The following is a 25,989-nucleotide window of genomic DNA, read 5'->3' as shown; positions in this document are numbered from 1 at the left end:
TGCTTTTGCGCGACATGCGTTAGCCGCCATTGGCCGCCAGCACGATCGCCGCGCGCAATTCCTCGAGTCCCTCGTTCTTTTCCGACGACGTGGCGAGGACGAACGGAAACGCGGCCGGCCGCTTCTTGATCTTCTGCAGTGTCTCTTCGATCAATCGCGGCACGCCGGCCGCCTTGATCTTGTCGGTCTTGGTCAGCACGATCTGATAGGACACCGCCGCCTTGTCGAGCAGCGACAGCACTTCGTCATCCTTGGCCTTGATGCCATGACGGGCGTCGATCAGCACGTAGACGCGCTTCAGCGTGACGCGGCCCTTGAGATAGTCGAAGACGAGTTTCGTCCAGTCGTCGACCTTTTCCTTGGGCGCGGTGGCGTAGCCGTAGCCCGGCATGTCGACCAGCGCCATTGGCGGCAGGTCGGCGCCTTCGCCGGAAAACCCGCCCGGAACGAAATAGTTGAGTTCCTGCGTTCGCCCCGGCGTATTGGACGTGCGCGCCAGTCCCTTCTGATTGACCAGCGCGTTGATCAGCGACGATTTGCCGACATTCGAGCGGCCGGCAAAGGCGATCTCCGGCGGTCCTTCCGGCGGCAGGAACTTCATCGCCGGCACGCCGCGGATGAAGATCCACGGCCGCGTGAACAGCTCGATGCCGATCACGGACTTGTTCAACGCGTTCAAGCCGCTGCCTCCAGAACAGAAATATCGGCGCCACGAATGGCATTGAGGTTGCGGCTGATCTTTTCCACCGGCCAATCCCACCACGCCGCCGCCAAAAGCCGCCGGATGGTCCTGTCGTCGAAACGCATCTTCACCACCTTGGCCGCATTGCCGGCGACGATCGCATAGGGCGCCACGTCATGCGTCACCACCGACTTTGCCGCAACGATGGCGCCATCGCCGATCGCCACGCCGGGCAGGATCGCCGCTTCCATGCCGATCCATACATCATTGCCGATCACCGTGTCGCCGCGCAATTCCTTCGACCAGGTCGCCGGATCGAAACCCTCTTCCCAGCCATGACCGAAGATGTTGAACGGATAGGTCGAAAAGCCGGACATGGCATGATTGGCGCCGTTCATGATGAAGCGCGCGCCCTCGGCGATGGCGCAGAACTTGCCGATGATCAGCCGGTCGCCGATGAATGGATAGTGATGAAGCACGCATCGCTCGGCGAATTTGTCCGGCCCGTCCGGATCGTCATAATAAGTGAAGTCGCCGATCTCGATGTTCGGCGCCGTGACCAGCCCCTTCAGGAAGCCGACGCGGCTATGCATCGGGATCGGGTGCTTGATGTTGGGGTTGGGTCCGATCATGGTCTGGCTCCATCGACGAAACAACAGGTCAAAATAGTGCGATCCGCCCGGCAGCACCAACCGCGTGCGCAGCGGATCATCCTCACCTGTTCATCGACGCAGCGCCCCTGAAACGACAGCGGAGCTTATAGGTCGCGGCGGCGTCTATCGCCGCGCCGGGCTTTCCTGGATTCGGCAGAAAGGCAGCGCCGTCTATTCCGCCGGCGACGGTTTCTTCCGGAACAGCGCGACCAGATTGTCCCACAATTCGATCTTGGCGCCCTGCCGCTTCATGATCACGCCTTGCTGGATGATCGAAAGCAAATTGTTCCAGGCCCAGTAGATGACAAGGCCGGCCGGAAAACCCGCCATCATGAACGTGAAGACCACCGGCATCCAGGTGAAGATCATGGCCTGCGTCGGGTCCGGCGGCGTCGGGTTCATGCGCATCTGCAGGAACATGGTCAGGCCCATGATCAGCGGCCAAACGCCGATCATCAACATGTCCGGCAGAGCGATCGGAATGAGGCCGAACAGGTTGAAGATCGAGGTCGGATCGGGCGCCGCCAGATCCTGGATCCAGCCGAAGAACGGTGCGTGCCGCATCTCGATGGTGATGTAGAGCACCTTGTAGAGCGCAAAGAAGACCGGGATCTGCAGCGCCACCGGCCAGCAGCCGGCGAGCGGATTGATCTTCTCGGTCTTGTAGAGCTCCATCATCGCCTGTTGCTGCTTCATCTTGTCGTCCGCGTATTTCTCGCGGATCTCGAGCATCTTGGGCTGCACCTTCTTCATGTTCGCCATCGACGCGTAGGACTTGTTGGCGAGCGGATAGAAGGCGGCCTTGACGACGACGGTGGTGGCCAGGATGGCCAGGCCGAAATTGCCGAAGAATTTGTACATCGTGTCGATCAGATAGAACATCGGCTTGGTGATCCAGATGAACCATCCCCAGTCGATCAAACGGTCGAACAGCCTGATGTTGCGGTCTTCCGCATAGGCGTTGACCTTGGCCACTTCCTTGGCGCCGGCGAAGATTTCGCTCTCGACTGTCGCCGACTGACCGGCATCGACGGTGATCGGGTCGGTGAGGAAGTCGGCCTGGTAGCGCGGGCGGCCGTCCTCGAAATAGGCGTAACGCGGCTGGAACTGCTGCTTCTCGGTCGGCACCAGCGTCACCGCCCAGTATTTGTCGGTGATGCCCAGCCAGCCATCGGTCGACTTGCTCGGCGTAAACTGCTTGTCCTCCTCGATCGACGAATATGTGTGTTCCTGCAGGCCTTCCGTGCCGGTGACGCCGATCAGCCCCTCATGCAGCACATAGATGCTGGCAACGGCAGGCTTGTCGAAGCGGGTGACACGGCCGTAATTCGACAGGGTAACGGCGGCCGACCCCGAATTCTGCACCGTGTCCGACACCGTGAACATGTAGTCGCCGTCGACGGAGAAGGTGCGCTTGAAGGTCAGGCCCTTGTCGTTGGTGAAGCTCAGCGTGACCGGGGTCGCCGGCGTCAGCGTCGCATTGCCGTCGACGGTCCACACGGTTTCCGGGCCCGGCACCGTGCCGGTCTTGTCGCTGCCGATAAAGCCGATCTCGGCATAGTAGCCCGTAGGCAGCGCTGCCGGGTTGAGCAGTTCGATCTCGGGCGAGTTCTTGTCGACCGTCAGCCTGTAGTGCTTGAGCTTGAGGTCGTCGAGACGGGCGCCGGCGAGATTGATCGAGCCCTCCAGGCTCGGCGTGTCGATCCTGACGCGCTTCGTCGACGCCAGCGCCTGCTCGCGGCTGGCCAGCGTCGTGCCGTCAGTTCCAGGTGCATTGGGTGCATTGGGAATGGCGCCTTGCTGCGGCACCGGCGTGTCGCTGCCGCCCGGACTGGCGGCTTCGGCCGCCTTCTTCTGCTCCGCTAGCCGCTGCTCTTCGATACGGGCCGCCTCGCGTTGCGCCTCGCTGTGCGGCAGCACGTAAAAATACTGCCAAAGTGACAGGATCAGCACCGACAGCGCGATGGTGATGAAGAAGTTCCGGTTGTTTTCCATCGAAAGCCTTGGCCTATCGTGTTCCGCGCAGTCGGCGTGAGAGTTCGGCCTTCAACTGGCCGAACGGAATGGCAAGCACATCTTCGCGCCCCACGATGACATAGTCATTGCCTGGCTTCATGTCACCCGCGGCATGCGTGCGCACGGCTTCTCTCAGCCGCCGCCGGATGCGGTTGCGGACGACTGCGTTGCCGACCTTCTTGGTGACCGTGTAGCCGACGCGAGGCGCCTCTGCGTCGCTGCGGTCGAGAACCTCGACGAGAAAAAGCCGCCCGCGGCGCTTTTCGCCACGCCGGACGGCCAGGAATTCCGCGCGCTTCAGAAGCCGCTTGGGATGTGCTCCCACTGGCTTGCCGGTTGCGGGCAACGATCTCGTCTTCCGTTCAGGCGCTGAGCCGCTTGCGGCCGCGGTTGCGGCGGGCTGCGACGACGCCACGACCACCCTTGGTGGCCATGCGGGCACGAAAACCGTGCCGGCGTTTGCGGACGAGTTTGGACGGTTGGTAGGTACGCTTCATTTGTTTTAATACCGCGGGGTGCGGCCCTTCTTGATTCTGTCACTCTGTAACAGGAGCTTTGCCCGGCCGGCTTTGGCGCGATCGAAACCGCGCCGGGACGAATGGCCCGAGCGTGAGCGGGCTTATAGAAAGAAGGGGTTTGGAAGTCAATCCGGGGCCGACACCGGCCCCGACATTCCGGCGTCTCGGGCCAACGGCTGGCGTGTGGCCGAGGTCTGGGCGGTCTTATCCCTGATTGGGACGAAGGATGAAATTGGCAAAAAAGCCGCAATAGCCTAATCTTGGCCGATCAAGTGATCGTGAAGAAAAAGCAGCATGAGTGAAATCCCATCCGCGGACGAAAGCACCGATCGGGCGACCGCAGCCGCCCGCAGGGTGCCGTTGTCGCGTGGATTGTCGACAAAGCTCCTGCTGCTCACCATCGTCTTCGTGCTCCTGGCCGAGGTCCTCATCTTTCTGCCCTGGATCGCCAGCTACCGGCTGAGCTGGCTGAAAGAGAGGCTGAGCACCGCCGCGGCCGTCTCGATCGTGCTGGTGCAGGGAGAGCCCGCCTCGCTGTCGCGCGCTGCCCAGAACGATGTGCTGATGGCGATCGGCGCCAAGGCGATCGCCGTGCGCGACGGCGGTGTCTCGCGGCTTCTGGTGGTGGCTGAGATGCCGCCGCACGTCGACGAGCATATCGACATTGCCAATGTCGGCCTGATCGAGGGCATGACCGGCGCCTTGGACACGCTGTTGTTCGGCGGCGAGCGGATGCTGCGCGTTTTCGGGCCGGTCGGCGACAGCGACAAGGAATTCGAGCTGATCATGCCCGACTACAGCCTGCGCAATGCCATGCTCATCTATTCGCGCAACGTCGCCTTCGTCTCGCTGCTGATCTCGCTGTTCACCGCCATGCTGGTCTATGCCGCCATAGACCTGATCATGATCGGCCCGATCCGGACGATGACGCGCTCGATGCTGGCCTTCTCCGAGGCTCCCGACGACCCCGGGCGGATCATCCGCCCTGCTGCCCGCGCCGACGAAATCGGCGTTGCGGAGCGCGAGCTCTCGCAGATGCAGGAGCGGCTGCAAAAGATGCTCTCCGAGCAGAAGCATCTCGCCGACCTTGGCCTCGCGGTATCGAAGATCAACCATGACATGCGCAATATCTTGGCGTCGGCGCAGCTGATGTCGGACCGTCTGCGCCAGGTCAAGGACCCGACCGTGCAGGCCTTCGCGCCAAAACTGCTGCGCGCGCTCGATCGTGCCGTATCCTATTCGGAAGGTGTGCTTGCCTATGGCCGCACCCAGGAGCCGCCGCCCTCGCGCCGCAGGCTCAGACTGCGCCAGCTGGTCGATGACGTCCACGGCCTGCTCGACACCGAAGGCGGCATAGAATTCGTCAATGCCGTCGAACTGGCTTTCGAGGTCGATGCCGATTCCGATCAGCTTTTTCGCGTTCTCACCAATCTTTGCCGCAACGCCGTCCAGGCGATGGCGGCGGACGCGGAAAGCGCGGTGGTGCGTCGGTTGGAGGTGTCGGCCGAGCGCGTCGGCAGCGTCAGCCGCATCACCGTCACCGACACCGGCCCCGGCCTGCCGCCGAAGGCGCGCGAGAACCTGTTCGCGGCGTTCCGCGGCTCGGCCCGCAGCGGTGGCACCGGCCTTGGCCTGGCCATCGCCCATGAACTGATCCGCGCCCATGGCGGCACGGTGGAGCTCGTCGAAAGCAGAGGCGGCCGCACCACATTCGCGGTCACCATTCCCGACCAGCCGGTCCGGCTCGACCAGGCCCGCAACGGCCTGCGCCGTCCCGCCTGATCCTCGCCCGCCCGGTCCCCGTCAAGGCACAACAGCAAAACTTTTGCCGGATCGGCTTGCTTTTCGGAAATTCAGTCGCTAGGGAACACGTCACATCGCGGCCGGTCGTTAAGGATCGGATCGCGGGCCATTCAAAGCATGGCCTGTTGCGCGCCCGTAGCTCAGCTGGATAGAGCACCAGACTACGAATCTGGGGGTCAGGAGTTCGAATCTCTTCGGGCGCGCCAATAATCTCTATCAGTTAGCGGCGCGACACCGTTTCAAATCGGTTTTTGAAACGGTTTGAACGGCCGGATGCTTTTTCGTGTGATTTCGCGCGAGTGGCAGCGTCAGGAACCCGACGCTGGCGCGGCGGAGGCGGACGCATCCGAGGCGACGTTCAACTGCTTCGTCCGGCATGACCTTCGCGCATCATGAAAGCGACCACGGTACCGGACAGGAAAGTGAGGGCGGCGATCGAGGCAACCGCCCACGCCAGGCCGAAGAAGTCGGCGATCAGTCCCGCCGACAGCGCGCCGATCGCGTAGCCGAGATCGCGCCAGAAGCGGTAGACGCTGAGCGAGCGGGCGCGCCATGAAGGATGCGACGCATCTGACACTGCGGCGATCAGGCTCGGATAGACCATCGCCGTGCCCAGGCCAAGCAGGAGGCTCGCCACCAGCCACCAGCCAAAATTCGAGGTCAGCGCCGTGAGAAAGAGCGCCGACGCTTGCACCCACATGCCGGCGACGATCAGGCCCTTGCGGCCCCAACGGTCGCTGAGCGGTCCCGTCACGACCTGCAGCACGCCCCAGGTGACGGGATAGACCGCCTTCAGAATGCCGATGCGTTCCACACCGAGCCCGCCGGCTGCGAAGAAGAGCGGAAAGATGCCCCAGCTCATGCCGTCATTGAGGTTGTTCACCAACCCGGCCTGCGAAGCGGCAAAGAGGTTGCGATCCCGAAAGGAGGTCAACGCAAAGACCTCGCGGAAGGAAAGGGGTGATGCCCCGCGCGGATGGTTCGCCAGTTCCGCACGCACATGATCGCGCGTGTCGCGCACGAGCAGGATCGAGAGCACCGTGCCCAGCACTGCGTAGCCGACGCCGAGATAGATCGGGATTGGTCGCAGACCGTAGCGACTGGCGAGATAGCCGGTGAGAAAGGCGGTGATCCCGACTGCGAGGTAACCGGCAAACTCGTTGAGCCCTACGGCGAGGCCACGCCCCTTCGGGCCGACAAGGTCGACCTTCATGATGACGGTCATCGACCAGGCGAAGCCCTGGCTGATGCCAAGCAGTGCGTTGGCGGCGATGACCCAGTTCCAGTCTGGCGCCCAAATGATCATGAAGGGAACCGGCAGGCCGAACAGCCAGCCGAGAACCAGCACGCGCTTGCGCCCCCATTTGTCGGCGAGCTGTCCGGAGACAAGGTTGGCCAGCGCCTTGACGACGCCGAAGCTGACGATGAAGGAGACGACCAGCGTGGTCGAGGCGAGCCCGAATTCCTCTGAGCCGATCAACGGCACGACGGTGCGTTCGATGCCGACCATGCCGCCGACGAATGCATTGATAAGCACAAGCAGCGCGAACTGCCGCCAGTTGGCCTTGAGACCGAGGCTCACTGCTGGCGCCGCCATCGTTGTCATGCGGCACCGGCATTGATGGCTCGGGTGCGTGCGGCCATCACTACATCAATCCCGTTCGGGAGCCGTCAGAGCCGGAGCCAAGGCTGCTAAGCGATTGAAGGGGCTTCTCGACCACGGACTTGTCTCCTCGGGGGCCGTGTGATACCGCATCATTCAATAATTATGTTGAATGAACTAGCGTGGCTGCTACCCTGATGTCAATCCGCAATCCGAAGCAGGCACTTTACGAGCAGTTCGCGGTTGTCGCGAAGGCTCTGGGCAATCCGCAGAGGCTGGAACTGATCGAGCAACTCGCGCAGGGTCCGCGCAGCGTGGAAGCCTTGGCCGCCAAGCTTGCGCGTCCGGTGGCGAATGTCTCGCAGAATCTCCAGGCGATGCGCCGCGCCGGACTCGTGACGTCAGAGCGCGCTGGCAAGTTCGTCAACTACCGGCTCGCAGATCAAAGCGTACTTGCCGCCTTCGCCTCCATTCGAGTCGTTGCCGAGCGGCATTCGGCCGAGGTCGAACGCATCGTGAGGGGCTATTTCGACCGGCGCGACGATATCGAGCCCGTGTCCCGGGAAGAGCTGGCCGCGCGAATGAAAGACGGGCTCGTTACAGTCATCGACGTCCGACCGCCCGATGAGTTTGCGCTCGGACATCTGCCCGGCGCGATCAACGTCCCCCTCGGCCAACTGGAGCAGCGGTTGTCCGACCTCGAGGCGAAGCCCGAGATCGTCGCCTACTGCCGCGGTCCGTGGTGCGTGATGTCATTCGAGGCGGTCGCATTGCTGCGTGAGCACGGCTTCCGCGCACGCCGCATGGAAGATGGCCTGCCCGAATGGCGTGACGCGGGCTTAGCTGTCGAGGCTTGATCGACTTCAACTTCAAAGTCCCCCTCACTCAGCCCTCTTTGCCGTAGCAAGGTTGACTCATCACGTTAGTTCGTGCTAACGCGTTAGTGGTGACTAACGTGAACAACAGCTGGACCGCCCTGGGCGACCCCACCAGGCGCACGATCTTCGAACTCTTGGTCGAGCATCCGCGTTCGGTTACCGAGTTGGCGCGTGCCCTGCCGGTGACCCGGTCGGCGGTCTCGCAGCATCTGAAGGTGTTGAAAGAGGCAGGGCTCGTTGCAGACACGCCGGCTGGCAAGCACCGCATCTACCGCGTCGAACCCGACGGGCTGGCGGCGCTTCGCACAGAGCTCGACCGGTTCTGGATGAAGACGCTCGCTGCCTTCAAGCAAGCTGTCGAACAACCGCGAAAGGAGTGAAAAAATGAACACGCAAGCAGCAGACACTTTGGTAAGGCACTCGATCGTGGTCGAGGCGCCGATCGAGCGCGCCTTCGAGGTCTTCACGGAGGATTTTGGCAAGTTCAAACCCAGGGAGCACAATCTGCTCGCCGTGCCGATCGCCGAGACCGTGTTCGAGCCGCGCGTCGGCGGCCATATTTATGATCGCGGCGCCGACGGCAGCGAGTGCCGGTGGGCGCGCGTGCTGGCTTATGAGCCGCCGCACCGTGTGCTGCTAAGTTGGGACATCAGTCCGCAATGGCGGTTGGAGACCGATCCGAACAAGGCCAGCGAGTGGGAAGTCCGCTTCACTGCCGAGACGGCTAATCGGACCCGCCTGGATCTCGAGCATCGCAAACTGGAGCGCCACGGCGCCGGCTGGGAAAGCGTGCGCGATGGTGTCGCCGCCGATCAAGGCTGGCCGCTCTACCTGCAGCGATACGCCGACCTGTTCGGGCGTCGGGCCTGACGGCCACATCCGCAAGCATCAGATCGAATCCGGCCTCGCGGCCTGCAATCCCGTAAGCTCAGGAGTTATTCGCGGTGGCGACACTGTCGCGAATAACGTCCCTTGCCTACCCGGAGCCCACAAGCGTAGGCGCAATAATTGCCTGACCAGCATGCCCAACGCCGCTTCGGATGCGGGGACGGCTCCGCGCGAAGCGGATGATGGCTGACGAAGGTCAGAACGGTATAGGCCACAATGGTCACGCATTTGTGAGCTGTATGATAAGCCTATTCGGGATTATGGGTCTAATCTTGAAGCGTGCGTCGTCTTAAGTGTCACTAGTAATAGTCCCTGCAGGGCCGCCGCTCAGGAATAATGCTGATGGAACGCAAGCTCGCGGCAATCATGGCCGCCGATATCGTCGGCTACAGCCTGCTGATGGCTGAAAACGAGGCTTCCACCTACACGAAGCTGCGCGCTGTTTTTGATGAGCTCATTGACCCGACCACTGCCCGCCATGGCGGGCGCATCGTCAAGACGGCGGGAGACGGCTTTCTCGCCATGTTTCCAAGCGTCAACGAAGCGGTCGATGCGGCGCTGGCCATACAGGAAGGCTTCGACAAGGGCCCGTTCGAGCTGCGCATCGGCATCAATCTTGGCGATGTCATCGAAGATGACGGCGACGTATACGGCGACGGCGTCAATGTGGCCGCCCGTCTTGAGGCCATGTGCGATCCGGGGCAGATATTCGTCAGCGGCGCCGTGGTGATGGCGGCCGACCGCAACAGCGCGGACAGGTTCGTCCGCATCGGCCGCAGGCGGGCCAAGAACATTCCCGAACTTCTCAACGTCTACCGCGTAAGGCGCGCGGGCTCTGCGTGGTCGCCATGGCGGCACGTGCCGCAGGTGCCGCGCAGCACCGCTGCCCGCTGGTCTTATGGCGTAGCCGCCATAGCCCTCATCCTCATCGGCACCCAAATCCAGCCGCTCCCCCTGGCAGCCATGGTCAGCCGCATCCCGGGGGTCTTGTCGATGGACCAGAGCCGCTCAGACCCCCGGCCGTCAGTGGCGGTGATGCCTTTTGCCGCGATGAGCGGCAGCGGCGAGCAATCGTATTTCGCGGACGGATTGGCCGAGGATGTGACGACAGCCCTTGCCCGCAATTCAGAGCTACAGGTAATCGCGCGCGATTCCACCTACGCCGTGCACGGGCAGGGTACGGACGTGCGCAAGCTTGGGGCGAAGCTCGGCGTTGATTATGTGGTTGAAGGCAGCGCCCGCCGTGAAGGCGACCAGCTTCGCGTGTCGGCGCAGCTGATCGATGTAAAGACAGGCGCGCATCTGTGGTCGCGCAGTTTTGACCGGCAGGTCGCCGACGTGTTCACCGTCCAGAGCGAGCTGACCACTGAAATCGTCGCGCAGATCGCGCCCTATATCGGCAGGAGCGAGGCGGCGGCGGCAGCGGAACGCCCGACCGACAACCTGCAGGCCTATGACCTCGTGCTGCAGGCCCGCAACCGCTACCGGCACGGCGGCGATGACCCGCAGGACATTCTGGAGGCGCGGGGCCTCTACCAGCGCGCCCTTGAAATGGACCCGTCCTATGCGGCCGCCCGCGCAGGCCTCGCGCTGACCTTTATCGCCAGCGTGGCGCAGAGCGGTGACGGCCGGGAAAACGCACCGGAACTCCATCTTGGGCTTAGCGAAGCTCGGCAGGCGGTCCGTCTCGACCCCAATCTTGGCCTTGGCTATCAGGTCATCAGCTTCGGGCTTGCCCTGCAGGGCGACTATTCAGGCGGCTTGCAGGCCGCGCGGCGCGCTGTGGAACTCAACCCTAACGATCCCGACAGCATGATGGCGCTTGCAAAGGCGCAGGTTCGCTTCGGGCAATATGATGATGCCGTCGCCAACGCAGAGCGGGCCCGCCGCCTTCATCCTATGGCGCCCGAGTACTACGCCTATGTGCACGGGCAGGCGCTCTACGCGGCTGACCGCCGCGACGAGGCTTCCGCCGTCATAGAAGAATGCCTGATCCGGGCGCCGCGCGATGCAAACTGCCTTCTGATTCAGGCGGCTTTGCAGGCCGGGGGCGGCGAGATCGAGGCAGCCCAGCAGACGATGGCAAAGCTGGTCGAGGCGCATCCGGCATTCTCGCTGGAAGCAGAGCGCGCTTACCGCCGGTTCGGTGACAGGCCGCTGATGGAAGAGTTCCTGCAGGACCTCGCAAAGGCCAAGGCTCCTGAATCAGCCTGACAGTTTTTACAGAGCGACTTCAATCATATAGCGGTGCCCAGTTTCATCCATTTGGGCGCGCCAATTTTTGCCATTCCACGCCGGTACGTTGGCGGGTGGAGGAAGTTACGAGCAGCCTATGACCGACGCAGCACGTCCTGCCATTCGAGATGACGGTCGATCTGCGCTTTTGCGAACGGACAAAGCGGAATGATGGCGACCCCTTCGCGCCGGGCATCCTCGACCGCCTGGCGTACCAGTCGCTCGCCGACCTTGCGGCCGCGCAACGCCGCTGGAACTTCGGTATGGTCGATGATGATCAACCCTTCGCCGGCCCGGCTATAGGTCATCTCAGCTTCGATGCCGTCGACGAGCATCCGGTAGCGTCCCTTCGATGCGGTATCCTCCCGCTCGACCTTTTCGACGGTCAAGCGAGAGGCAGGGCCCGGCTGCTCGGCGTCATGCGGCCGCGCCTGACCCCGCCGCCCCGGCATGCAGTCCAGTAGGTCGCGGTCCCATCTTCCGAGATCGGCCGCAGCGTCGTAGGTCGAGACGAGAAACTCCATAAGCGCCGCGTCGGGATTTGCAGCCGACTGAACGGCATCGTACGGCAGGATGAATTCCGATAGGCCGTCATGCCAGAACGCGTCCTCGGGCCGGACCGACGCGCCCCTGAAGCCACTCGGCGCCGGATAGGCGTAGGCATAGAACGCGGGGTAATCGATGCCGCCACCGCCGGGCCAGAAACCGGCTGAGGAGACCTCGCGGTCGTAGGCTTCCTGGGCCACATCGTTGGGCAATGAAGGAATGCCGCCGGGATGGAGAGGCGCGCGCCGCCCTGAAAAGCGGGTGACGGCCAGGTCAAAACTGCCCCAGAACAGGTGAACGGGACTGGACTTGCCAAGAAAGGAGGTCCGGAACCGACTGAATACCCTGTCGACCGCCACCGATGCATGATGGAAGCGCTGAACGGCTTCCCGGTCATAGGGCCGGTCGCGATGATCTTCGGTGAACGGCACGGGATTGGGCACCTCGTTCGGATTGCCGTTAAAGGTCGGTGTGCCTCCAAGTTCGGAAATCAACTGCACGAGATTGGCGTGGAACACCGCGACTGTGGATGGCCCGAGCGCAAACGATGCCTTGCGACCATTGCCGCATGTGCCAACAACCGTATGGTTCCGAAGGTCGAAGAGGATCTCGATGCCCGGGCCGTCGGGGATAGGCGAGGAGGTCAGGCCGAGCGGCGTGACATAGAAGGTCGCGTTCCAGGAATGGTTGAGCCACGGGGTATGAGCAAGGCGATATTTCCCGGCGATCTGCAAATAGAGATGCAGGGCCGAACACGTCTCGCGCCAGCCGAGGTAGTCCAGGTGGGGCCACTTGTTGCTCATTGTGCTTTCTCCATTCAGAACATACCGGCACGCGACGCGTCATCTCGTCTGAACCGCCCAGGTCCGTCAGTCTTAGCGCCGGTCAGTCCGGTACGGAATGTGCTCATCTCGGTCATCGATCGGGAGATCGAAACGTCCCTTGCCCCGGTCCTCGGCGCGCCATTCGGCCTTCGCTTCTTCGATGCGGTCCTTCGAGGCGACGAGTTCCACCAGATATAGCGCGGTCCGCTGAGCGTTGCGCCGCCGCCCGGTTCGATTGCTGGGTTCCAACTCATGCGCGTCATCCTCACTTAGGCCGTCCAGACAGCCTCGCCCTTGCCGATACGAATGCCCGATTTCGACTAATCCGAACCGCGAGCGGGAAGAGCGCTTTCGGCCCGACAAATGCCTAAACTGGCGAGCGACCGTCTGCCCAACTAGTCCTGTGATACGTCTAGCTGTGTCGCAGCAAGTGGAACGTGCGGGCGATGTCGCCGAACGCGACGGCTCGCAGTAGTGCGACCGGACCGTCGAACACGGTTCCTTGACAATGCTTTGAACCGTTCGTGTTCTAACGATCAACTCCCCAAAGATCCGGGTCTGTTTGAAATACTCGATCAGCAACTCGGTGAGCACCCGGACTTTCCGTGTGGGGTGCTGACCCGGCGGTCGGACGACATACGTGGCCCCCGGAGGTACCGGATAGCGTGTCATGATCGGGACCAGCGCGCCGGAGGCCACAAATTCATGTGTGATGCAATCGGGGAGCCAGGCGATGCCGAGCGCTGCCACTGCGGCGGCGGCAAGCGCCGTGGCGCTGTCGGCCTTGAACCTGCCCTGCGGCTGGACCGTAACAATCTTGTCGCCATCCATGAACTGCCAGGCTTCCGTTCCCTGCATGAGGGCCTGATGGGTGACGAGTTCGTCTGGAGACTCGGGTGACCCGTGCGCTTCGATATAGTCTGGGCTCGCGACAAGCTTTCCATGGATCGGCCCGACGCGCTTCGCGATCAGGTTGGAGTCCTGAAGGTAGGCGCCCCGGATCGCGCAATCGAAACCCTCTGCGATGAGATCGACGAAGCGATCGCTGTAGGAAGTATGGATGTGAAGCTTCGGGTGCAGACGCGCCATTTCCGCGAGCACGGGGGCGAAGTGGGTCGCGCCGAAAGTAAGCGGCATGGCAACCCTCAGGCGGCCGCGCAGCTCACCGGTTGGGAGGATGGTTTCCCTGGCCGTGTCGATCTCGGCGCTGGCCCGGGCCGCATGATCCCTGAACGTGATTCCCGCTTCCGTGAGCGCGGCGCCGCGGGTCGTTCGTGCAAGCAACTGGACGCCAAGCTCCGCTTCAACCCGAAAGAGCCGCCGACTGACGATTGACTTGGAGACGCCGAGCCGGCGCGCGGCGGCCGATACGCCCCCTGCATCGGCCACTGCGACGAATGTCTGCAGATCTTCGATGTCCAATTCGGCGTTCCTCGTTTCGCGACGCAGCATGCCTGACTATGGCACTACCGCATCACCAAAAGGAACAGCAAATTGCGGCAAGCAACGTCGCCCGCCGGCGCATGTCTCCCATGAACCCATTGCCGTCCACAACGGCAGAGAAAGGAAGTCTTGATGACCCCCCGTAACGGCCTTGATTCGCTTCTTCGTCCCGAAGACTCGGTACTCGTTCTGATCGACCATCAGCCTTACCAGCTCACGAACCTGAACAGCCACGACCCGCATATGGCGGTCAACAATGCTACGGGTCTGGCGAAGGCCGCCAAGGCATTTAGCGTACCGACGATCCTCACGAGCGTGCTCGCTGACCGAGGCGGGCTCATCTTTCCGCAGATCACCGACGTCTTCCCCGGCCAGGAGGTGATCGACCGGATGCTTATCAACACCTGGGAAGACCAGAAGGTCGTCGACGCGGTCAAGAAGACCGGCCGCAAGCAGCTGATCATCGCCGGTCTGTTCACGGAGATCTGCGTCGCGATGCCGGCGATCCAGGCTGCCGGCGAAGGATGGGACGTCACGGTCATCACGGACGCCTGCGGCGGCGTGTCGGTTGAAGCCCATGAGGCAGCGCGACTACACGAGGGCCGAGACCCTGCCTGCATTGATTGAGCTCCTCAAGGATCACATGGCCGGCAGCGGCATGGCGTACCTGTGGGAGCAGCAGCTGCTCAACACGCCCGTGCCGAGCGAAGGCTGATCCGGACCGGGATGGCGAGCTTTTCGGTGAGCGTCGGGCCGCGCCCGGGCTGCGCCGATGCCGCTAAGCGCTCGAATTTTAAAATGTCGAATACCGACGCGTTGTAGGTCAGGCGAGACAGCGCTTCAGCAACCATCGGCTCTCGCCGCTTTGGATAGGCATCAGTTCGCAAACTGTCATCAAGGCAGCCTGTTGAACTCACAGCGAGAATTGATCCGGGATCGCTACCAGTGCGCCAGAATTTGGTAATCAGAACGTCAAAAAAATCTGGCAGCGGGAGCCTGTTTCGCTCACACCCGAATTCGGCGGTCCCGATCAGCCGATGAGTCGCCTTGAGTCAGTGCTGCGATAAGCAGAGAACAATCCAATTCCTCAGGGAACGAAAATCTTAGGTCACTCTGCGACGCCATACGAAGCGACCTCAATCTTGCTGTCTTCGCGGCGCGTTCGGCGCGCTCAGCCTCAGCCATCACCTTCGCGGAGCGAGTAATTTGCCTATTCCCCAGCCAACACATCTGTTCGATCCCGCTAAATTTCTTCTCGCACGCTTCCCGTAGTTTCCGGGCGGATTTGCCCGACCACCGAGGCCAGTTCGGATCCGATTCCGCCTTTCCTCTTCGCCAGGCCTTTTTCGCGCCGGTACGCCTTCATGCCCTGACTCAATTGCGATTGTCGCCCTTCGTTGTGATGAAGTCGCCTCGATCGGTGACGCTAAGATTCGCGTTGCCGCCAGGCGCGGGCCGATCGCCTTGGCAATAGCCGTTGGGGCTCGCCGCCAACGCGCGAGTAGCCCGAGCCGTGCAAATCATACTGCTTACGCTCGATGTGGCTTCGCTCTGGCCGGCGCCTATCTGGGGCATCACCAAGATCGCCGCGGCAAATGACTAGCGGAACAGATACTTTGATACCTCTGGAGGCAGTTGCTGCAGTCCTGTCCTCTCAGATCGCCGGGCCAGCATGGGGCATCAAGGTGACGTAGATCACGAACCCGATCGTGCAGATCGCTGCGAGCGAGATCGGCACGCCAAACGGCACAACGCCTTTGCGGTCCAGGTGCTGAACGTAGAGGCGGAAAGCGCCTGCGGGCAGCATGAACGGGTTTTTAACGATCAACGCTGTGGCGAGGGCGAAAACCAGCAGCAGTACGGAGAACACAAGGAGGCCGCTGCCGCCGATCAGCAACGGCACCACCGCCATCAGCTTGACATCGCCGGCCCCGACCTTGCGCAAAGCCCAGAACGGAAACAGCGCACCGAACAATAAAAGGCCGGCGATTGCGCTCAGGCCCATGTCCCACCACGATCCGGATTGCACCGACAGGAGCTGCAGCGAGCCCAAACCCAGGCAAAGCAGCAGCAGCACATTCTGGTTGGATATCTTCTGGGTGGTGAAGTCGAGCCAGGCGATCCTTGCCAGCAAAGGAATGGCTAGCCCCTTCAGCAGCAGCGATGCGGCGAGCAACATGCTGTCGCCTTACCGTTCGAGATTCTTCACGCTGGACGACAGAAGCTTCAAATTGTTGGCCACGGTCGGATCGTTGGGTGCGAGCTCGTAAGCCTTGAGGAAACTGCTGCGTGCGTCCTGCAGCTTGCCGCGCAGCAGGTAGGAATAGCCGACATTGTTGTAATATTCGGGCGTCCCGCCGACCAGCCGGAAGGCCTGGCGATAGGCGTGGTCGGAGAGGTCGAAGCGGCGGATGCGATCGCTGGAGGCGGCCAGGCCCATCCAGGCACCACCATCATTAGGCGCCAGCTGCGTCGCCTTGTAGAACAGGGCGCCGGCATTGCCGTAGTTTTCCGCACGGAACTGGTTCTTGGCTTCGGCGACTGCCTGGTCAGAGGCATAATATTCGACGTCGCTGACCGTCTTCAGCCCGTCGAAGGCATCGCCAAACGCTGTCACATCACCTTTCGAGGGCTCGTTGGTGCGGACGACGCCGCTATCAGCCGTCTGACAGCCGGAAAGCACGATAAGCAGCAAACCGGCTACGGCCGCGAGGCGCATTGGCCCTGTCATTTCGTCCCCCAAAAGAGTTCTCTCCGACTCTCTATTCCGACCAAAGCACAGACGTGCCTAGAAGAAAACACCCATCATGCGAATGATCACTGGCAACATGATGATCATCATCACAACCGGGAAGATGCACAGTCCCAACGGAATCATCATTTTGACCGGCAGCGAATTGGCACGCTCTTCGGCACTCAGAATTCTCTGGCTGCGCATCTCGTCACTATAGACGCGCAAAGCGTCGGTCAGGCTGGTGCCGAGTTCTTCCGATTGCCGAAACAGCACAGCCAGCGCCCGCGCCTCGTCAAGACCGATTCGGTCAGCGAGTTCGCGCAACGCCTCCCGTAGCGGCTTGCCGGCACGCAACTGCAAATTCATGATCGTAAGCTGGATGCCGAGCCATTTATGGGTACCAGCCAGTTCGGCGCTGACGCGCTCGACTGCAGCTTCCAGGCTCATGCCTGCGTCGGCACAGGTTATCATCATATCCATGAAATCGGGAAAACCGCGGCGGTAGACCTGCTTTTGTCCTTTCTCGAAGCGATCGAGCATGACGCTTGGAATCACGAGGCAGGCGAGCCCGAATAGGGCGGAGCCGACAAAGGCTATCAAACTGGGGAGTTGCGGTGGGAGCACCCACGACAAGAGCGCATAGGCGGCCAGAAAACCGACACAGACCGCAGCCAGCCGCGACAAGGTATAAATGAGCGGAGCGCTCGGTTGATAAAAACCGGCGCGGAAGAGTTTCGCCTCCAAGGCGCTGGGCTCGTCCCGCTCCTTTTCTATCGATCGAAAATACGCATCGACCGGCCGCTGCGCTGCGATTTTGGCAAGCTGTTCCTGTCCAACGAGCGAACGGCGATCCGTAATACCCTCGGCCATCAGGCTTTGTGAGACCAGCTTCCGCGTCTGCAGCGCCGGCACGAAGATGAGCGCGCCGAACAGAAAAAGCGCCGCTGCCGCCAGAAAGACAGCGACGGAGACCAGAGTGCTGAGATCCTGAATAGCCGAAAACAATATTATGGCTCGCTTCTGTTAGAAATCGAAATTGACCATGCGATACATGATGAAGTCCCCCAAAAGCGCCCATAGCCCGGACATCAAGAACACTGGCGTAATCAATGGGCTGTTCCATACCCCGCCGTAATAACTCGGGGACAACACGAGCAGGAGCCCGAACATCACCAGTGGAAAAAGGGAGATGATCCAGGCCGATACCCGGCCCTCGGCCGAAAGCGCCCTGATCTTCAACCTGAGTTTCTGCCTTTCGCGCAGCACTGACGAAAGATTTGACAGGATCCCGGTCAGATTGCCGCCGGTCTTTGCCTGGATCGACAGCGATACCGAAACCAGATGAAGGCCCTCGAAGCCGACACGCTGCGAAAGTTTTCGCACCGCCTGTTCCATGCTCAGTCCAAAGGTGATCTCGTCGGACACGATGCCGAATTCGGTACCGAGTGGGTCGGGCATTTCGCGGGCGACGAGACCAACCGCTACCGAAGCCGGATGTCCGGCGCGCAGTGAACGAACGATCATGTCGAGCGCATCTGGGAGTTGCTTGGCGAATTTCTGGATTCGCTTGTTGCGAGCGCGCCGGAGAACGAGAAGCGGCAGCACAAATCCGACCAACACAAAAACGATGGACGACACCAAAGTCGAGAAACCCATAAGGAACGACAGCAGCGACGCCAATGCCAACCCCGTCAGGAGGAACTTCGCGGCGAACGTCAGCGGGTTTCCGGTGATACCGGACTGGGTATAGAGCCTGTTCAGCCCTATCATGCCAAAAAGAAAGTCGCCCGAACCCGTCAGCCCGCGCTCGCGCAGCAGCCCTTGCAAGGTCTGTTCGGCCGGAACGTCGTCAGCAAGCCGCCTCAGCCGATGGTTGATCGCGCCAATCCGTGCCCGGCTCTTGGCAAAGGAAAGATACATGGCCTCGCCGGCGAGAATAACCGATGCCGCCGCGAGCACGTAAATAAAGTAGAGCAACGTCTGGCCGGTCGGCATCAGAGCGGCACCTGCGGATTGAAGGCATCCTTGGCGAATTGGTGGCCCAGCGTTGCTGCCTCCGGCGCAAAGCGGGGGCGGATGCCGGTGGCGCGAAAATCGCCAATAATCTTGCCTTCGGGCGTCACCTCCCGGCGAACAAAATGGTAAATTTCCTGAAGCTGGACGACATTGCCTTCCATGCCGGTCAGTTCGGAGATGGAAACGACACGCCTGCCACCGTCCGCAAGACGCTGCGTCTGCACGATAATGTCGATGGCCGACGCAATCTGCGCCCGAATGGACTCATGGGTCATCGGCATGCCGGCCATGCCGACCATCTGTTCCAGCCGCGATATTGCATCGCGCGGCGTGTTGGCGTGAATGGTGGTCATAGAACCTTCATGGCCGGTGTTCATCGCCTGCAGCATGTCGAAGGCTTCCTCGCCGCGCACCTCGCCGACGATGATGCGGTCCGGCCGCATGCGCAGCGCATTCTTGAGCAGCTCGCGCTGACGTACCTCGCCCTTGCCCTCGACATTGGGCGGCCGCGTCTCCAGCCGGCCGACATGCGGTTGCTGCAGTTGCAGTTCCGCCGCGTCCTCGATGGTGATCAGGCGCTCCCGGGACGGGATGTAGCTTGAAAGCGCGTTGAGCAAGGTCGTCTTGCCGCTGCCGGTGCCGCCCGAAACCAAGATCGACTTGCGCGCCTGCACGGCAATGCGCAGCAGGTCAATCATCGGCTGCCGGATCGAATTAAACACCATCAGTCGTTCGAGCGAGTAGGGATTCTTCGAGAATTTGCGGATCGACACCAGCGGCCCATCGACCGAGATCGGCCGCACCGCGATATTGACGCGCGAGCCGTCTTCCAGGCGCGCATCGACCATCGGCGCCGATTCATCGACGCGCCTGCCGATGGCAGAAACGATCTTGTTGATGACGCGCAGCAGATGCGCCTCGTCGCGGAAGCGGATCGCCGTCTCCTCGATCATGCCGCGCCGCTCGATGAAGACCCGCTTGTGGGTATTGATTAATATGTCGGTGATCGAGTCGTCCTTGAGCAATGGTTCGATCGGCCCAAGGCCGAGCATCTCGTCGGCGGTCTCACTGGTCAGCCGGTCAAGCTCACGCGCATTCAGCGGCACCGAACGAGCGCGCACGAACTGGCGCACGATCGGCCGGATCTCATTCAGGATCTCATCCTTCGACGCCGTTTCAAGCGCTGCAAGATTGAACCGGTCGATTAGATGACGGTGGAGCTCGACCTTGAGCGTCAGGAAATCGTCGCCACTCGATTCGATATCGGCTGCAGGGGAAAGCGCCGGCGCAACAGGCAATACCGCAATCGGCTCAAGCTTTGGCTCGATCCGCGGTTCGCTTGGCCCTTTTGTGAATCGACCCAGCATGACGCTTTTTCCCCGTTTAATCCCCACCGCGAAACTAAGCGTTAACCACGCGTGGCACAAGCGCCAGCCGCCCACCATCCAATTTAATACTTCAGACATAGTTAAGATCAAGGATCAGAAAACGCGACGTTTATTTGGTCAGCGGCGCTGTCTTTAGGGAGAACGAGGGCTCGTTTTCAATGCCAAGTGCCTTTCTAACCACAAAGGTGTCATGGAGCCGCCCTAAGGCCTTAGATATAAACGAATATACACCATCGCTAATACCGCCCCACTTTCGCCATAGCCACGGCCGAATTGTGAACGAATGGTTAAGAGGGGTTGAAAAACGAGCTGAATCAATGTTTTGGTTCGCCCGAGATCGGCAATATTCTTGCTCCACAATGTATAGGAAAGTTAAGAAACCCTTAATCCTGTTTGACTCTGATTTTCGCCGGGACTTAGATCGAGATGACGGGGGATGCTTGGGTATGGATTTCATCCTTGGCTCGTCTCGTCGGGTTTGAACCTCCAGAAAGGGAGAAATTGGCATGAAGAAGCTCATGACGATGACCCGGCAGTTCCGCGACGACGAAAACGGCGCTGCCATGGTCGAATATTCCATCCTGATCGGCATCATCGCGGTCGCCGCAATCGGATTCATCATCGGTATCGGCGGCTGGGTCACGGGCCGCTTCACGGGCCTCTGCACCGCAATGCAGGCCTCCGGCGTCGGAACCTGCGCTACCGGTGCCGGTACTTGATCGTTTAATCAGCATCAGGCCCGGATTTATTCGATCCGGGCCTGAATCCAATCGCGGCGGGCGAATTCCCGCCTTTGGGGTTTGGGGTCTGGGGTTATGCGCGCCAATACACTCATCATGATTGTTCTCGCCAGCGTGTTCGGCGTCCTGGCGGTGGTGCTTGCTAATATCTGGCTGGCCAATCAGCGCAGCGCCATGGCGCAGACTACTGGCGTCCAAGGCGATACGGTCGTGGTGGCCGCAGTGGCGCTGAAATTCGGCGACACCCTATCGGCCGACAAACTGCGCGAGATCGCATGGCCAGCCGGCGCGGTTCCGGCCGGCGCTTTCAAGACGGCGAAAGAGGCGCTGGCTGGCGAAGGCACGAGGCAGGCGCTGCAGGCGATCGGCGCTAATGAGCCCGTTCTCGCCACCAAGATTACCGGCCCCGGCCAGCGCGCCACGCTTTCCGCAGTGCTCGGCGAAGGCATGAAGGCCGTTTCCATTCGCGTCAACGACGTGCTAGGCGTCGCCGGGTTCGTCTTCCCCGGCGACCGCGTCGACGTGCTTTTGACGCGAACGGCGCGTGGTGATGGCGGGGCCGATAGAAGTTTTGTCGACGTGCTGTTGCAGAGCATGAAGGTGCTTGCAGTCGACCAGGTTGCCGACGAAAGCACTGAAAGCCCGACGGTGGTGAAGTCGGTGACGCTCGAGGCCAACACCAGGGACGCGCAGAAGCTTACGCTGGCCGCCGGCGCCGGCCAGTTGTCGCTAGCGCTTCGCCAGGCAGCCGCCAGCGAGGGCGAAACGACAGAACGCGTCACGCTTTCCGACCTGACCGGCGACACGCCGGCCGACGTCGCCGCCAGGCAGGCCGAACTCGCCAAACAGGCTGCAGCCGACGCCGAGGCCGCGGCCGAACGCAAGCGCGCGGACGACAAGATCAATGGGCTGACCCAGGCCGTGGAACGGGTGGGAAGCAGGCTCGACCTGTTGAGCAAGGCAAAACCCGCTCCGGCAGTGGCCTCAGCGCCCCAGGTGCAAGAGGTGGTTAAGGAAGTCATCAAATATGTGCAGCCGGAACCGCCGGCGCGTGCGACAATCGGCGTCTTCAGGGGTGTAAAACTCGAATCTTACGACGTGCCGCGACAAAAATAACGCTAGGGTATTGCCGAACGAATCGGCAAGGGGGATAGTCTAGATGCGAATGTTCCGGGGACCACTGGCGGCTGCCGCGCTGGCCTGTTCGGTGATGCTATTGCCGATCGATCTTGCTGCTCATGCAGCCGACCGCAAGATCGATGTATCGAACCCCAGCGTCCACCGCGTTTTCCTGCCCATGTCGCAGTCGGTGACGATCCAGGTGAACGCCACGCTGGGCGACATCGTCGTGGGCGACGAGAAGATCGCCGACGCCCAGCCGATGACCGACCGCACGCTCTATGTCATCGGCAAGAGCGCCGGCACCACCACCGTCAACCTCTTTTCAGAAGACAAGCGCTCGCTTGGCGTGATCCAGATCGAAGTCGGCGTCGACGTGAGCGACATGGCGCAAGCGATCCGGCAGGTCGCGCCCAATTCGCGCATCGATATCGGTTCGATCAACGGCAAGGTCAGGCTTGGCGGCCATGTCAAGGACGGCGCCACGCTGGCGGCGATCATGGAGGTCGCCCAGCAATATGGCCCCGACGCGATCATAAACGCAGTGACCGTCGACGACAGCCAGCAAGTAAACCTCGAAGTGCGGGTGCTGGAGGCCAAGCGCAATGCCGGCCGTGATCTTGGCGTCTCGATCAGGAGCACCAATGGCAGCGGCACGACCCGCACCGGGACGGGGATTGCCGCCGTCGATGAAGACAATGTGGTGCTGGGGCCGGGCGGTCTGCTTACCGGCCTTCTTTCGAACACCAACCCGTTCGCGGCGCTGATCACCCGCGTCATCGACAGCAACATCAAGGTCGACCTGATCATCGAGGCGCTCGAGGCCAAGGGCGTGGTGCGCACCCTTGCCGAACCCAACCTCACCACGCTTTCCGGTGAGGTTGCCAGCTTCAATGCCGGCGGCGAAGTACCTATCCGCGTCGACGACGGTGATGGCGAGATCAGCATCGAATACAAGCAGTTCGGCGTCAATCTGCTGTTCACGCCGGTCGTGCTCGCCAACGACAAGATCAACATCAGGTTGGCTCCGGAAGTCAGCGACCTCACCGGCTTCACCACCGCCGGTGACCCGATCTTCACCAACCGCAAGCTGTCTACCGTCGTCGAGTTGCGCGACGGCCAGAGCTTCGCGGTCGGCGGTCTTTTGTCCAGCAAGAACACCAAGATCCAGAGGCAGGTGCCGTGGCTCGGCCAGGTCCCGATCGTCGGGACGCTGTTCCGGAATTCAAGCAACCAGAAGGAAGAGACCGAACTGGTCGTGATCGTGACGCCGCGTATTGTGCGGCCGGTAAAGCCCGGGGAACAACTGGCGACGCCGTTCGACAAGACACGGCCGGCCAACGACCCGGAACTCTTCATACTCGGTCAGCTCGAAGTGACCAAGGACATGGTTCGCAAATATGAACTGGGCGAAGGCGTCGTCGGCCCCTATGGCCACATGCTCGACCTGAAATCCAAGGACAAGATGATCTATGTCAAGAAATAGCGCCTTGATCCTGCTTTTGTGCGCCGGCGGGCTGACGGGGTGCGCCGCCGACTACCTGAACAATTACGAAACAGTGACACTGGCTGCCGGCGACACGCAGAAATACAATTCGCTGCTGCAGACGGTCGATCCGCTCAATCCGGCGTCGAGAAACACGGCGATCGAAGGCGACGGCGCGCGCGCTGCCGCTGTTGCCCAGAGTTACAAATTTCCACCACCGCCACCGCCGCCGCCGGCCATAACGGTCAATGTCGGCAACACCGGGGTTGAATAGAAGGGTGCGGGTTCAACGTCAGGCAAAGCGACTGGCGTCAGGGGAGCTAACGGTAAGGCCATGCTGCGGATTGTTCGCGCGTTCTGGCACGATCAGAGGGGAATAGCGCTGATACTGGTCAGCATCACGCTGCCGGCAATCATCGGCTTTTCCCTGCTGGCGATCGATATGAGCCGGGTCAACAACCTCCACAACGATCTTCAGAAGGGGGCGGATGCGTTTGCGCTCGCGGCGGCAGCGGAACTGGACGGAAGCAGCGGTTCCTGGGCGCGGGCTGAACGCGCCATGGCGACGCTCGTAGACAATGAAAGCAACTTCTCCACGGCAGGCCGGTTCACTCTGACCTCCGGTCAGCCGGGAGGCACGCAGCGCTGCAACAATGCTGGCAACATTTCCTGGTGCTTCCTCAAAGCGATCCCTGCCAACGACGGAACCAAGATTACAGCCGCTAATCAGGCCAACTATCTTGCAGATGCCAACCAGGCTGTCGGTGAGGCGGAAACACGGTTCATCCAGGTGACAGTCGCTCCCCAAGGGTTTGCCGCGATCTTTCCCGCCTCATTTGTGACATCCGGCGCCAGCAACAGCTTCAATGTCGGGGCAGTCGCGGTAGCGGGCTTCACCTCCGGCGTCTGCGATTTCACACCGGTCTTCATGTGCAACCCCTATGAGATGGTGAACGGGACAAACAATGCCGGCGGCTTCACGCTTGAGCAGGCCGTTTCCAATCCGGCCGTCCGTCGCAGGCTGATCGAACTGCGGAAGGTCGGAAATGGGGCTGCGGCCGGTCCGGGCAACTTCGGCTTCCTCGAGCCTCCGCCAAATGTGGGAAATGGTGCCCAAGCGCTGGCTCAGACGATTGCAACGTCGACGCCGATCGGCTGCTACAATTCCGCGAACGTAACGACGAAGACCGGTCAGAATGCCGGCCCGGTTCAAGATGCGTTCAACGTTCGTTTCGGGATTGGAGCTAACGGCAATCACTTCAACAGCCCAGCTTACGGTCCCGCCGCCAATGTCCGAAAAGGGGCAATACGGACCACAGGCAGCGCCAATCAATGCGCTGCCATGAACCAGCTTTCGTTCACCGAAGCTGGAACAATGGGCCTTCCGCGCGATGCGACAACGCCGTATATGGGCGGCAGGATGGGCGACGGAGATTGGAACTTCTCCGGCTATTGGAGCACCAACTTCGGTTCAGCTAGCTATCCATCGTCATGGGATACGACCAAGCCGACGCGCTATGAGGTCTACCGCTACGAAATATCGGCGGGCTTGGTGGGCACCGCGTCGACCGGTGGAGAGACCGGAACGCCGTCGGCAGCTTGCCAACCGCCCGTCACGACAGTTGATCGTCGGTTGATCTATGGCGCGATCCTGAACTGCAATGCTCTCGAAGCTGCGGGCAACGGCCTGTCCGGCCACAGCACCAATCTTCCGGTCGAAGCCTTCGGCAGCTTCTTCCTCACTGAACCGGTTGCGTCGCCATCGGAGGACGCTTCGGTGATGGTCGAAGTGGTCGACGTAACCGGCGGTGCCGGCCAGGGTACGCTCGACAATTTCCTTCGCGACGAAGCCCAGCTTTATCGGTGATGGTGATGATCGGAGCGCTGTACCATCATCTCCACAGATTTCGACGCGAGCAGCGCGGCACGGCTCTCGTCGAAATGGCGCTGATCGCGCCACTGATGCTGGTCTTGTCGGCAGGCGTGTTCGAGTTCGGCAATCTGATCCACAAAAAGCTACTGATGGAGGCCGGCCTGTCGGATGCGGCGCGCTTTGCCGCGCGCTGCAACAGCCAGTTATACACTAAGGCCGGGCTCGCGGCGATCAATTGCGCCGATATCGCTGCCAACATCGCCGTCTTCGGCAATCCGGCAGGCACGGGGAGTGCGCGGGTCAGCGGCTGGCAGAAAGCGGGGGGGACATCCAATAACGCGACGGTGACTATTGCCGCCCCCGCATCCTGCCACGATGCTGTGCAAGCTGGCGTCACCCAGTATCGCTCCACCGCGGCACAAGTCTGCATCGTCCGAGCGGTCGGCAACTACCCATATAGCGGCGTCGGCATGCTGTCGCTGCTCAGCATCGGTACGATTACCCTGAACAGCTTTCACGAGGAGCGGTTGATCCGGTTCTGATC

General features: G+C 61.5%; 25 protein-coding genes, 1 tRNA gene and 2 pseudogenes. 13 read left to right on the top strand and 15 right to left on the bottom strand.

Features of this window, described 5'->3' with window-relative positions; genetic code table 11:
- Positions 1-19 precede the first annotated feature (19 nt).
- From yihA to rpmH, 5 genes are all read right to left on the bottom strand, one after another.
- Positions 20-679 (bottom strand): ribosome biogenesis GTP-binding protein YihA/YsxC, encoded by a 660-nt coding sequence (gene yihA / locus AC0L3D_RS04050; protein WP_023801587.1) that lies wholly within the window; start codon positions 677-679, stop codon positions 20-22.
- Positions 676-1,314 (bottom strand): CatB-related O-acetyltransferase, encoded by a 639-nt coding sequence (locus AC0L3D_RS04045; RefSeq protein ID WP_287319243.1) that lies wholly within the window; start codon positions 1,312-1,314, stop codon positions 676-678. The genes yihA and AC0L3D_RS04045 overlap by 4 nt, the downstream gene beginning before the upstream one ends.
- A 192-nt stretch (positions 1,315-1,506) precedes the next feature.
- Positions 1,507-3,330, bottom strand: a complete 1,824-nt coding sequence (gene yidC, locus AC0L3D_RS04040; RefSeq protein ID WP_023801589.1) for a membrane protein insertase YidC — start codon at positions 3,328-3,330, stop codon at positions 1,507-1,509.
- Between the two features lie 13 nt (positions 3,331-3,343).
- Complete coding sequence (gene rnpA / locus AC0L3D_RS04035) at positions 3,344-3,697, bottom strand: ribonuclease P protein component (protein ID WP_023801590.1); 354 nt, start codon at positions 3,695-3,697, stop codon at positions 3,344-3,346.
- 16 nt (positions 3,698-3,713) lie between these two features.
- The gene (gene rpmH / locus AC0L3D_RS04030; RefSeq protein WP_008833937.1) at positions 3,714-3,848 is read right to left on the bottom strand and encodes a 50S ribosomal protein L34; all 135 of its coding nucleotides are present in this window, start codon (positions 3,846-3,848) and stop codon (positions 3,714-3,716) included.
- Positions 3,849-4,163: 315 nt separating this feature from the next.
- Between rpmH and AC0L3D_RS04025 the strand changes: the two genes are divergently transcribed.
- Positions 4,164-5,651 carry an ATP-binding protein gene (locus AC0L3D_RS04025; protein ID WP_128244644.1) on the top strand — a complete coding sequence of 496 codons (1,488 nt, stop codon included), beginning with the start codon at positions 4,164-4,166 and terminating at the stop codon, positions 5,649-5,651.
- Between the two features lie 150 nt (positions 5,652-5,801).
- Positions 5,802-5,878, top strand: a tRNA-Arg gene (locus AC0L3D_RS04020).
- 152 nt (positions 5,879-6,030) lie between these two features.
- Here the strand turns inward: AC0L3D_RS04020 and AC0L3D_RS04015 are convergent.
- Entirely contained in the window at positions 6,031-7,269 is a 1,239-nt protein-coding gene (locus tag AC0L3D_RS04015; RefSeq protein WP_473626848.1) for an MFS transporter, read from the bottom strand.
- A gap of 203 nt (positions 7,270-7,472) precedes the next feature.
- Between AC0L3D_RS04015 and AC0L3D_RS04010 the strand changes: the two genes are divergently transcribed.
- The 4 genes from AC0L3D_RS04010 (at position 7,473) to AC0L3D_RS03995 (ending at position 11,255) form a co-directional block, all read left to right on the top strand.
- Positions 7,473-8,132, top strand: coding sequence for an ArsR/SmtB family transcription factor (locus AC0L3D_RS04010; RefSeq protein ID WP_473626850.1), 660 nt, complete (start codon positions 7,473-7,475; stop codon positions 8,130-8,132).
- 89 nt (positions 8,133-8,221) lie between these two features.
- Entirely contained in the window at positions 8,222-8,533 is a 312-nt protein-coding gene (locus tag AC0L3D_RS04005) for an ArsR/SmtB family transcription factor (protein WP_236378022.1), read from the top strand.
- Positions 8,534-8,537: 4 nt separating this feature from the next.
- Complete coding sequence (locus AC0L3D_RS04000) at positions 8,538-9,023, top strand: SRPBCC family protein (protein WP_023796993.1); 486 nt, start codon at positions 8,538-8,540, stop codon at positions 9,021-9,023.
- 360 nt (positions 9,024-9,383) lie between these two features.
- The gene (locus AC0L3D_RS03995) at positions 9,384-11,255 is read left to right on the top strand and encodes an adenylate/guanylate cyclase domain-containing protein (protein WP_473626851.1); all 1,872 of its coding nucleotides are present in this window, start codon (positions 9,384-9,386) and stop codon (positions 11,253-11,255) included.
- Between the two features lie 116 nt (positions 11,256-11,371).
- Here AC0L3D_RS03995 and AC0L3D_RS03990 read toward each other — a convergent pair whose 3' ends face one another.
- The 3 genes and pseudogenes from AC0L3D_RS03990 to AC0L3D_RS03980 form a co-directional block, all read right to left on the bottom strand.
- Positions 11,372-12,625: a DUF5996 family protein gene (locus tag AC0L3D_RS03990; RefSeq protein WP_473643192.1), complete on the bottom strand. Its 1,254-nt coding sequence runs from the start codon at positions 12,623-12,625 to the stop codon at positions 11,372-11,374.
- 72 nt (positions 12,626-12,697) lie between these two features.
- Positions 12,698-12,895, bottom strand: coding sequence for a hypothetical protein (locus tag AC0L3D_RS03985; RefSeq protein ID WP_473626855.1), 198 nt, complete (start codon positions 12,893-12,895; stop codon positions 12,698-12,700).
- A 280-nt stretch (positions 12,896-13,175) separates the two neighbouring features.
- Positions 13,176-14,068 (bottom strand): annotated as a pseudogene (locus tag AC0L3D_RS03980) (LysR family transcriptional regulator).
- Positions 14,069-14,221: 153 nt separating this feature from the next.
- Between AC0L3D_RS03980 and AC0L3D_RS03975 the strand changes: the two are divergent.
- A pseudogene (locus tag AC0L3D_RS03975) lies at positions 14,222-14,804 on the top strand (isochorismatase family protein).
- On the opposite strand, the gene AC0L3D_RS03970 reads toward AC0L3D_RS03975, so the two are convergent.
- The 6 genes from AC0L3D_RS03970 to AC0L3D_RS03945 form a co-directional block, all read right to left on the bottom strand.
- Positions 14,776-14,940: a hypothetical protein gene (locus AC0L3D_RS03970; RefSeq protein ID WP_473626857.1), complete on the bottom strand. Its 165-nt coding sequence runs from the start codon at positions 14,938-14,940 to the stop codon at positions 14,776-14,778. The pseudogene AC0L3D_RS03975 and the gene AC0L3D_RS03970 overlap by 29 nt on opposite strands.
- A gap of 803 nt (positions 14,941-15,743) precedes the next feature.
- The gene (locus AC0L3D_RS03965; RefSeq protein ID WP_473626859.1) at positions 15,744-16,268 is read right to left on the bottom strand and encodes a prepilin peptidase; all 525 of its coding nucleotides are present in this window, start codon (positions 16,266-16,268) and stop codon (positions 15,744-15,746) included.
- Between the two features lie 9 nt (positions 16,269-16,277).
- Positions 16,278-16,820: a tetratricopeptide repeat protein gene (locus tag AC0L3D_RS03960; RefSeq protein WP_473531331.1), complete on the bottom strand. Its 543-nt coding sequence runs from the start codon at positions 16,818-16,820 to the stop codon at positions 16,278-16,280.
- A gap of 57 nt (positions 16,821-16,877) precedes the next feature.
- A complete protein-coding gene (locus AC0L3D_RS03955) occupies positions 16,878-17,828 on the bottom strand; it encodes a type II secretion system F family protein (RefSeq protein ID WP_473531332.1) in 951 nt (316 codons plus the stop codon).
- 18 nt (positions 17,829-17,846) lie between these two features.
- Positions 17,847-18,818 (bottom strand): type II secretion system F family protein, encoded by a 972-nt coding sequence (locus tag AC0L3D_RS03950; protein WP_473531333.1) that lies wholly within the window; start codon positions 18,816-18,818, stop codon positions 17,847-17,849.
- Positions 18,818-20,206, bottom strand: a complete 1,389-nt coding sequence (locus AC0L3D_RS03945) for a CpaF family protein (RefSeq protein ID WP_473531334.1) — start codon at positions 20,204-20,206, stop codon at positions 18,818-18,820. The genes AC0L3D_RS03950 and AC0L3D_RS03945 overlap by 1 nt, the downstream gene beginning before the upstream one ends.
- A gap of 527 nt (positions 20,207-20,733) precedes the next feature.
- On the opposite strand from AC0L3D_RS03945, the gene AC0L3D_RS03940 reads away from it, so the two are divergent.
- The 6 genes from AC0L3D_RS03940 (at position 20,734) to AC0L3D_RS03915 (ending at position 25,987) form a co-directional block, all read left to right on the top strand.
- Complete coding sequence (locus tag AC0L3D_RS03940) at positions 20,734-20,946, top strand: Flp family type IVb pilin (RefSeq protein WP_473531335.1); 213 nt, start codon at positions 20,734-20,736, stop codon at positions 20,944-20,946.
- Positions 20,947-21,042: 96 nt separating this feature from the next.
- Entirely contained in the window at positions 21,043-22,083 is a 1,041-nt protein-coding gene (cpaB, locus tag AC0L3D_RS03935) for a Flp pilus assembly protein CpaB (RefSeq protein ID WP_473531336.1), read from the top strand.
- A 43-nt stretch (positions 22,084-22,126) separates the two neighbouring features.
- The gene (locus AC0L3D_RS03930; RefSeq protein WP_473531337.1) at positions 22,127-23,572 is read left to right on the top strand and encodes a type II and III secretion system protein family protein; all 1,446 of its coding nucleotides are present in this window, start codon (positions 22,127-22,129) and stop codon (positions 23,570-23,572) included.
- Positions 23,559-23,846, top strand: coding sequence for a hypothetical protein (locus AC0L3D_RS03925; RefSeq protein ID WP_292576756.1), 288 nt, complete (start codon positions 23,559-23,561; stop codon positions 23,844-23,846). Before AC0L3D_RS03930 ends, AC0L3D_RS03925 begins: the two co-directional genes overlap by 14 nt.
- Positions 23,847-23,906: 60 nt before the next feature.
- Complete coding sequence (locus AC0L3D_RS03920) at positions 23,907-25,439, top strand: TadE/TadG family type IV pilus assembly protein (protein WP_473626862.1); 1,533 nt, start codon at positions 23,907-23,909, stop codon at positions 25,437-25,439.
- Positions 25,439-25,987, top strand: a complete 549-nt coding sequence (locus tag AC0L3D_RS03915; RefSeq protein WP_473643190.1) for a TadE/TadG family type IV pilus assembly protein — start codon at positions 25,439-25,441, stop codon at positions 25,985-25,987. The genes AC0L3D_RS03920 and AC0L3D_RS03915 overlap by 1 nt, the downstream gene beginning before the upstream one ends.
- Positions 25,988-25,989 lie beyond the last annotated feature (2 nt).

The sequence above is a fragment of the Mesorhizobium sp. WSM4837 genome (genome assembly GCF_055811435.1).
Note: the sequence above shows the minus strand (reverse complement) of the source record. Positions and strands in the feature narration are given on the sequence as shown.

What these genes read in the sequence shown, in the direction of transcription:
- AC0L3D_RS03950 (WP_473531333.1), bottom strand. Translation starts at nt 18,818, where the DNA reads ATGCCGACCGGCCAGACGTTGCTCTACTTTATTTACGTGCTCGCGGCG.
- AC0L3D_RS03990 (WP_473643192.1), bottom strand. Translation starts at nt 12,625, where the DNA reads ATGAGCAACAAGTGGCCCCACCTGGACTACCTCGGCTGGCGCGAGACG.
- AC0L3D_RS04025 (WP_128244644.1), top strand. Translation starts at nt 4,164, where the DNA reads ATGAGTGAAATCCCATCCGCGGACGAAAGCACCGATCGGGCGACCGCA.
- AC0L3D_RS03930 (WP_473531337.1), top strand. Translation starts at nt 22,127, where the DNA reads ATGCGAATGTTCCGGGGACCACTGGCGGCTGCCGCGCTGGCCTGTTCG.
- cpaB (WP_473531336.1), top strand. Translation starts at nt 21,043, where the DNA reads ATGCGCGCCAATACACTCATCATGATTGTTCTCGCCAGCGTGTTCGGC.
- AC0L3D_RS03925 (WP_292576756.1), top strand. Translation starts at nt 23,559, where the DNA reads ATGTCAAGAAATAGCGCCTTGATCCTGCTTTTGTGCGCCGGCGGGCTG.
- AC0L3D_RS04045 (WP_287319243.1), bottom strand. Translation starts at nt 1,314, where the DNA reads ATGATCGGACCCAACCCCAACATCAAGCACCCGATCCCGATGCATAGC.
- AC0L3D_RS03995 (WP_473626851.1), top strand. Translation starts at nt 9,384, where the DNA reads ATGGAACGCAAGCTCGCGGCAATCATGGCCGCCGATATCGTCGGCTAC.
- AC0L3D_RS04010 (WP_473626850.1), top strand. Translation starts at nt 7,473, where the DNA reads ATGTCAATCCGCAATCCGAAGCAGGCACTTTACGAGCAGTTCGCGGTT.
- AC0L3D_RS04000 (WP_023796993.1), top strand. Translation starts at nt 8,538, where the DNA reads ATGAACACGCAAGCAGCAGACACTTTGGTAAGGCACTCGATCGTGGTC.
- rpmH (WP_008833937.1), bottom strand. Translation starts at nt 3,848, where the DNA reads ATGAAGCGTACCTACCAACCGTCCAAACTCGTCCGCAAACGCCGGCAC.
- AC0L3D_RS03915 (WP_473643190.1), top strand. Translation starts at nt 25,439, where the DNA reads ATGGTGATGATCGGAGCGCTGTACCATCATCTCCACAGATTTCGACGC.
- AC0L3D_RS04015 (WP_473626848.1), bottom strand. Translation starts at nt 7,269, where the DNA reads ATGGCGGCGCCAGCAGTGAGCCTCGGTCTCAAGGCCAACTGGCGGCAG.
- AC0L3D_RS03970 (WP_473626857.1), bottom strand. Translation starts at nt 14,940, where the DNA reads ATGGTTGCTGAAGCGCTGTCTCGCCTGACCTACAACGCGTCGGTATTC.
- AC0L3D_RS03920 (WP_473626862.1), top strand. Translation starts at nt 23,907, where the DNA reads ATGCTGCGGATTGTTCGCGCGTTCTGGCACGATCAGAGGGGAATAGCG.
- yidC (WP_023801589.1), bottom strand. Translation starts at nt 3,330, where the DNA reads ATGGAAAACAACCGGAACTTCTTCATCACCATCGCGCTGTCGGTGCTG.
- AC0L3D_RS03960 (WP_473531331.1), bottom strand. Translation starts at nt 16,820, where the DNA reads ATGACAGGGCCAATGCGCCTCGCGGCCGTAGCCGGTTTGCTGCTTATC.
- AC0L3D_RS03940 (WP_473531335.1), top strand. Translation starts at nt 20,734, where the DNA reads ATGAAGAAGCTCATGACGATGACCCGGCAGTTCCGCGACGACGAAAAC.
- AC0L3D_RS03945 (WP_473531334.1), bottom strand. Translation starts at nt 20,206, where the DNA reads ATGCTGGGTCGATTCACAAAAGGGCCAAGCGAACCGCGGATCGAGCCA.
- AC0L3D_RS03965 (WP_473626859.1), bottom strand. Translation starts at nt 16,268, where the DNA reads ATGTTGCTCGCCGCATCGCTGCTGCTGAAGGGGCTAGCCATTCCTTTG.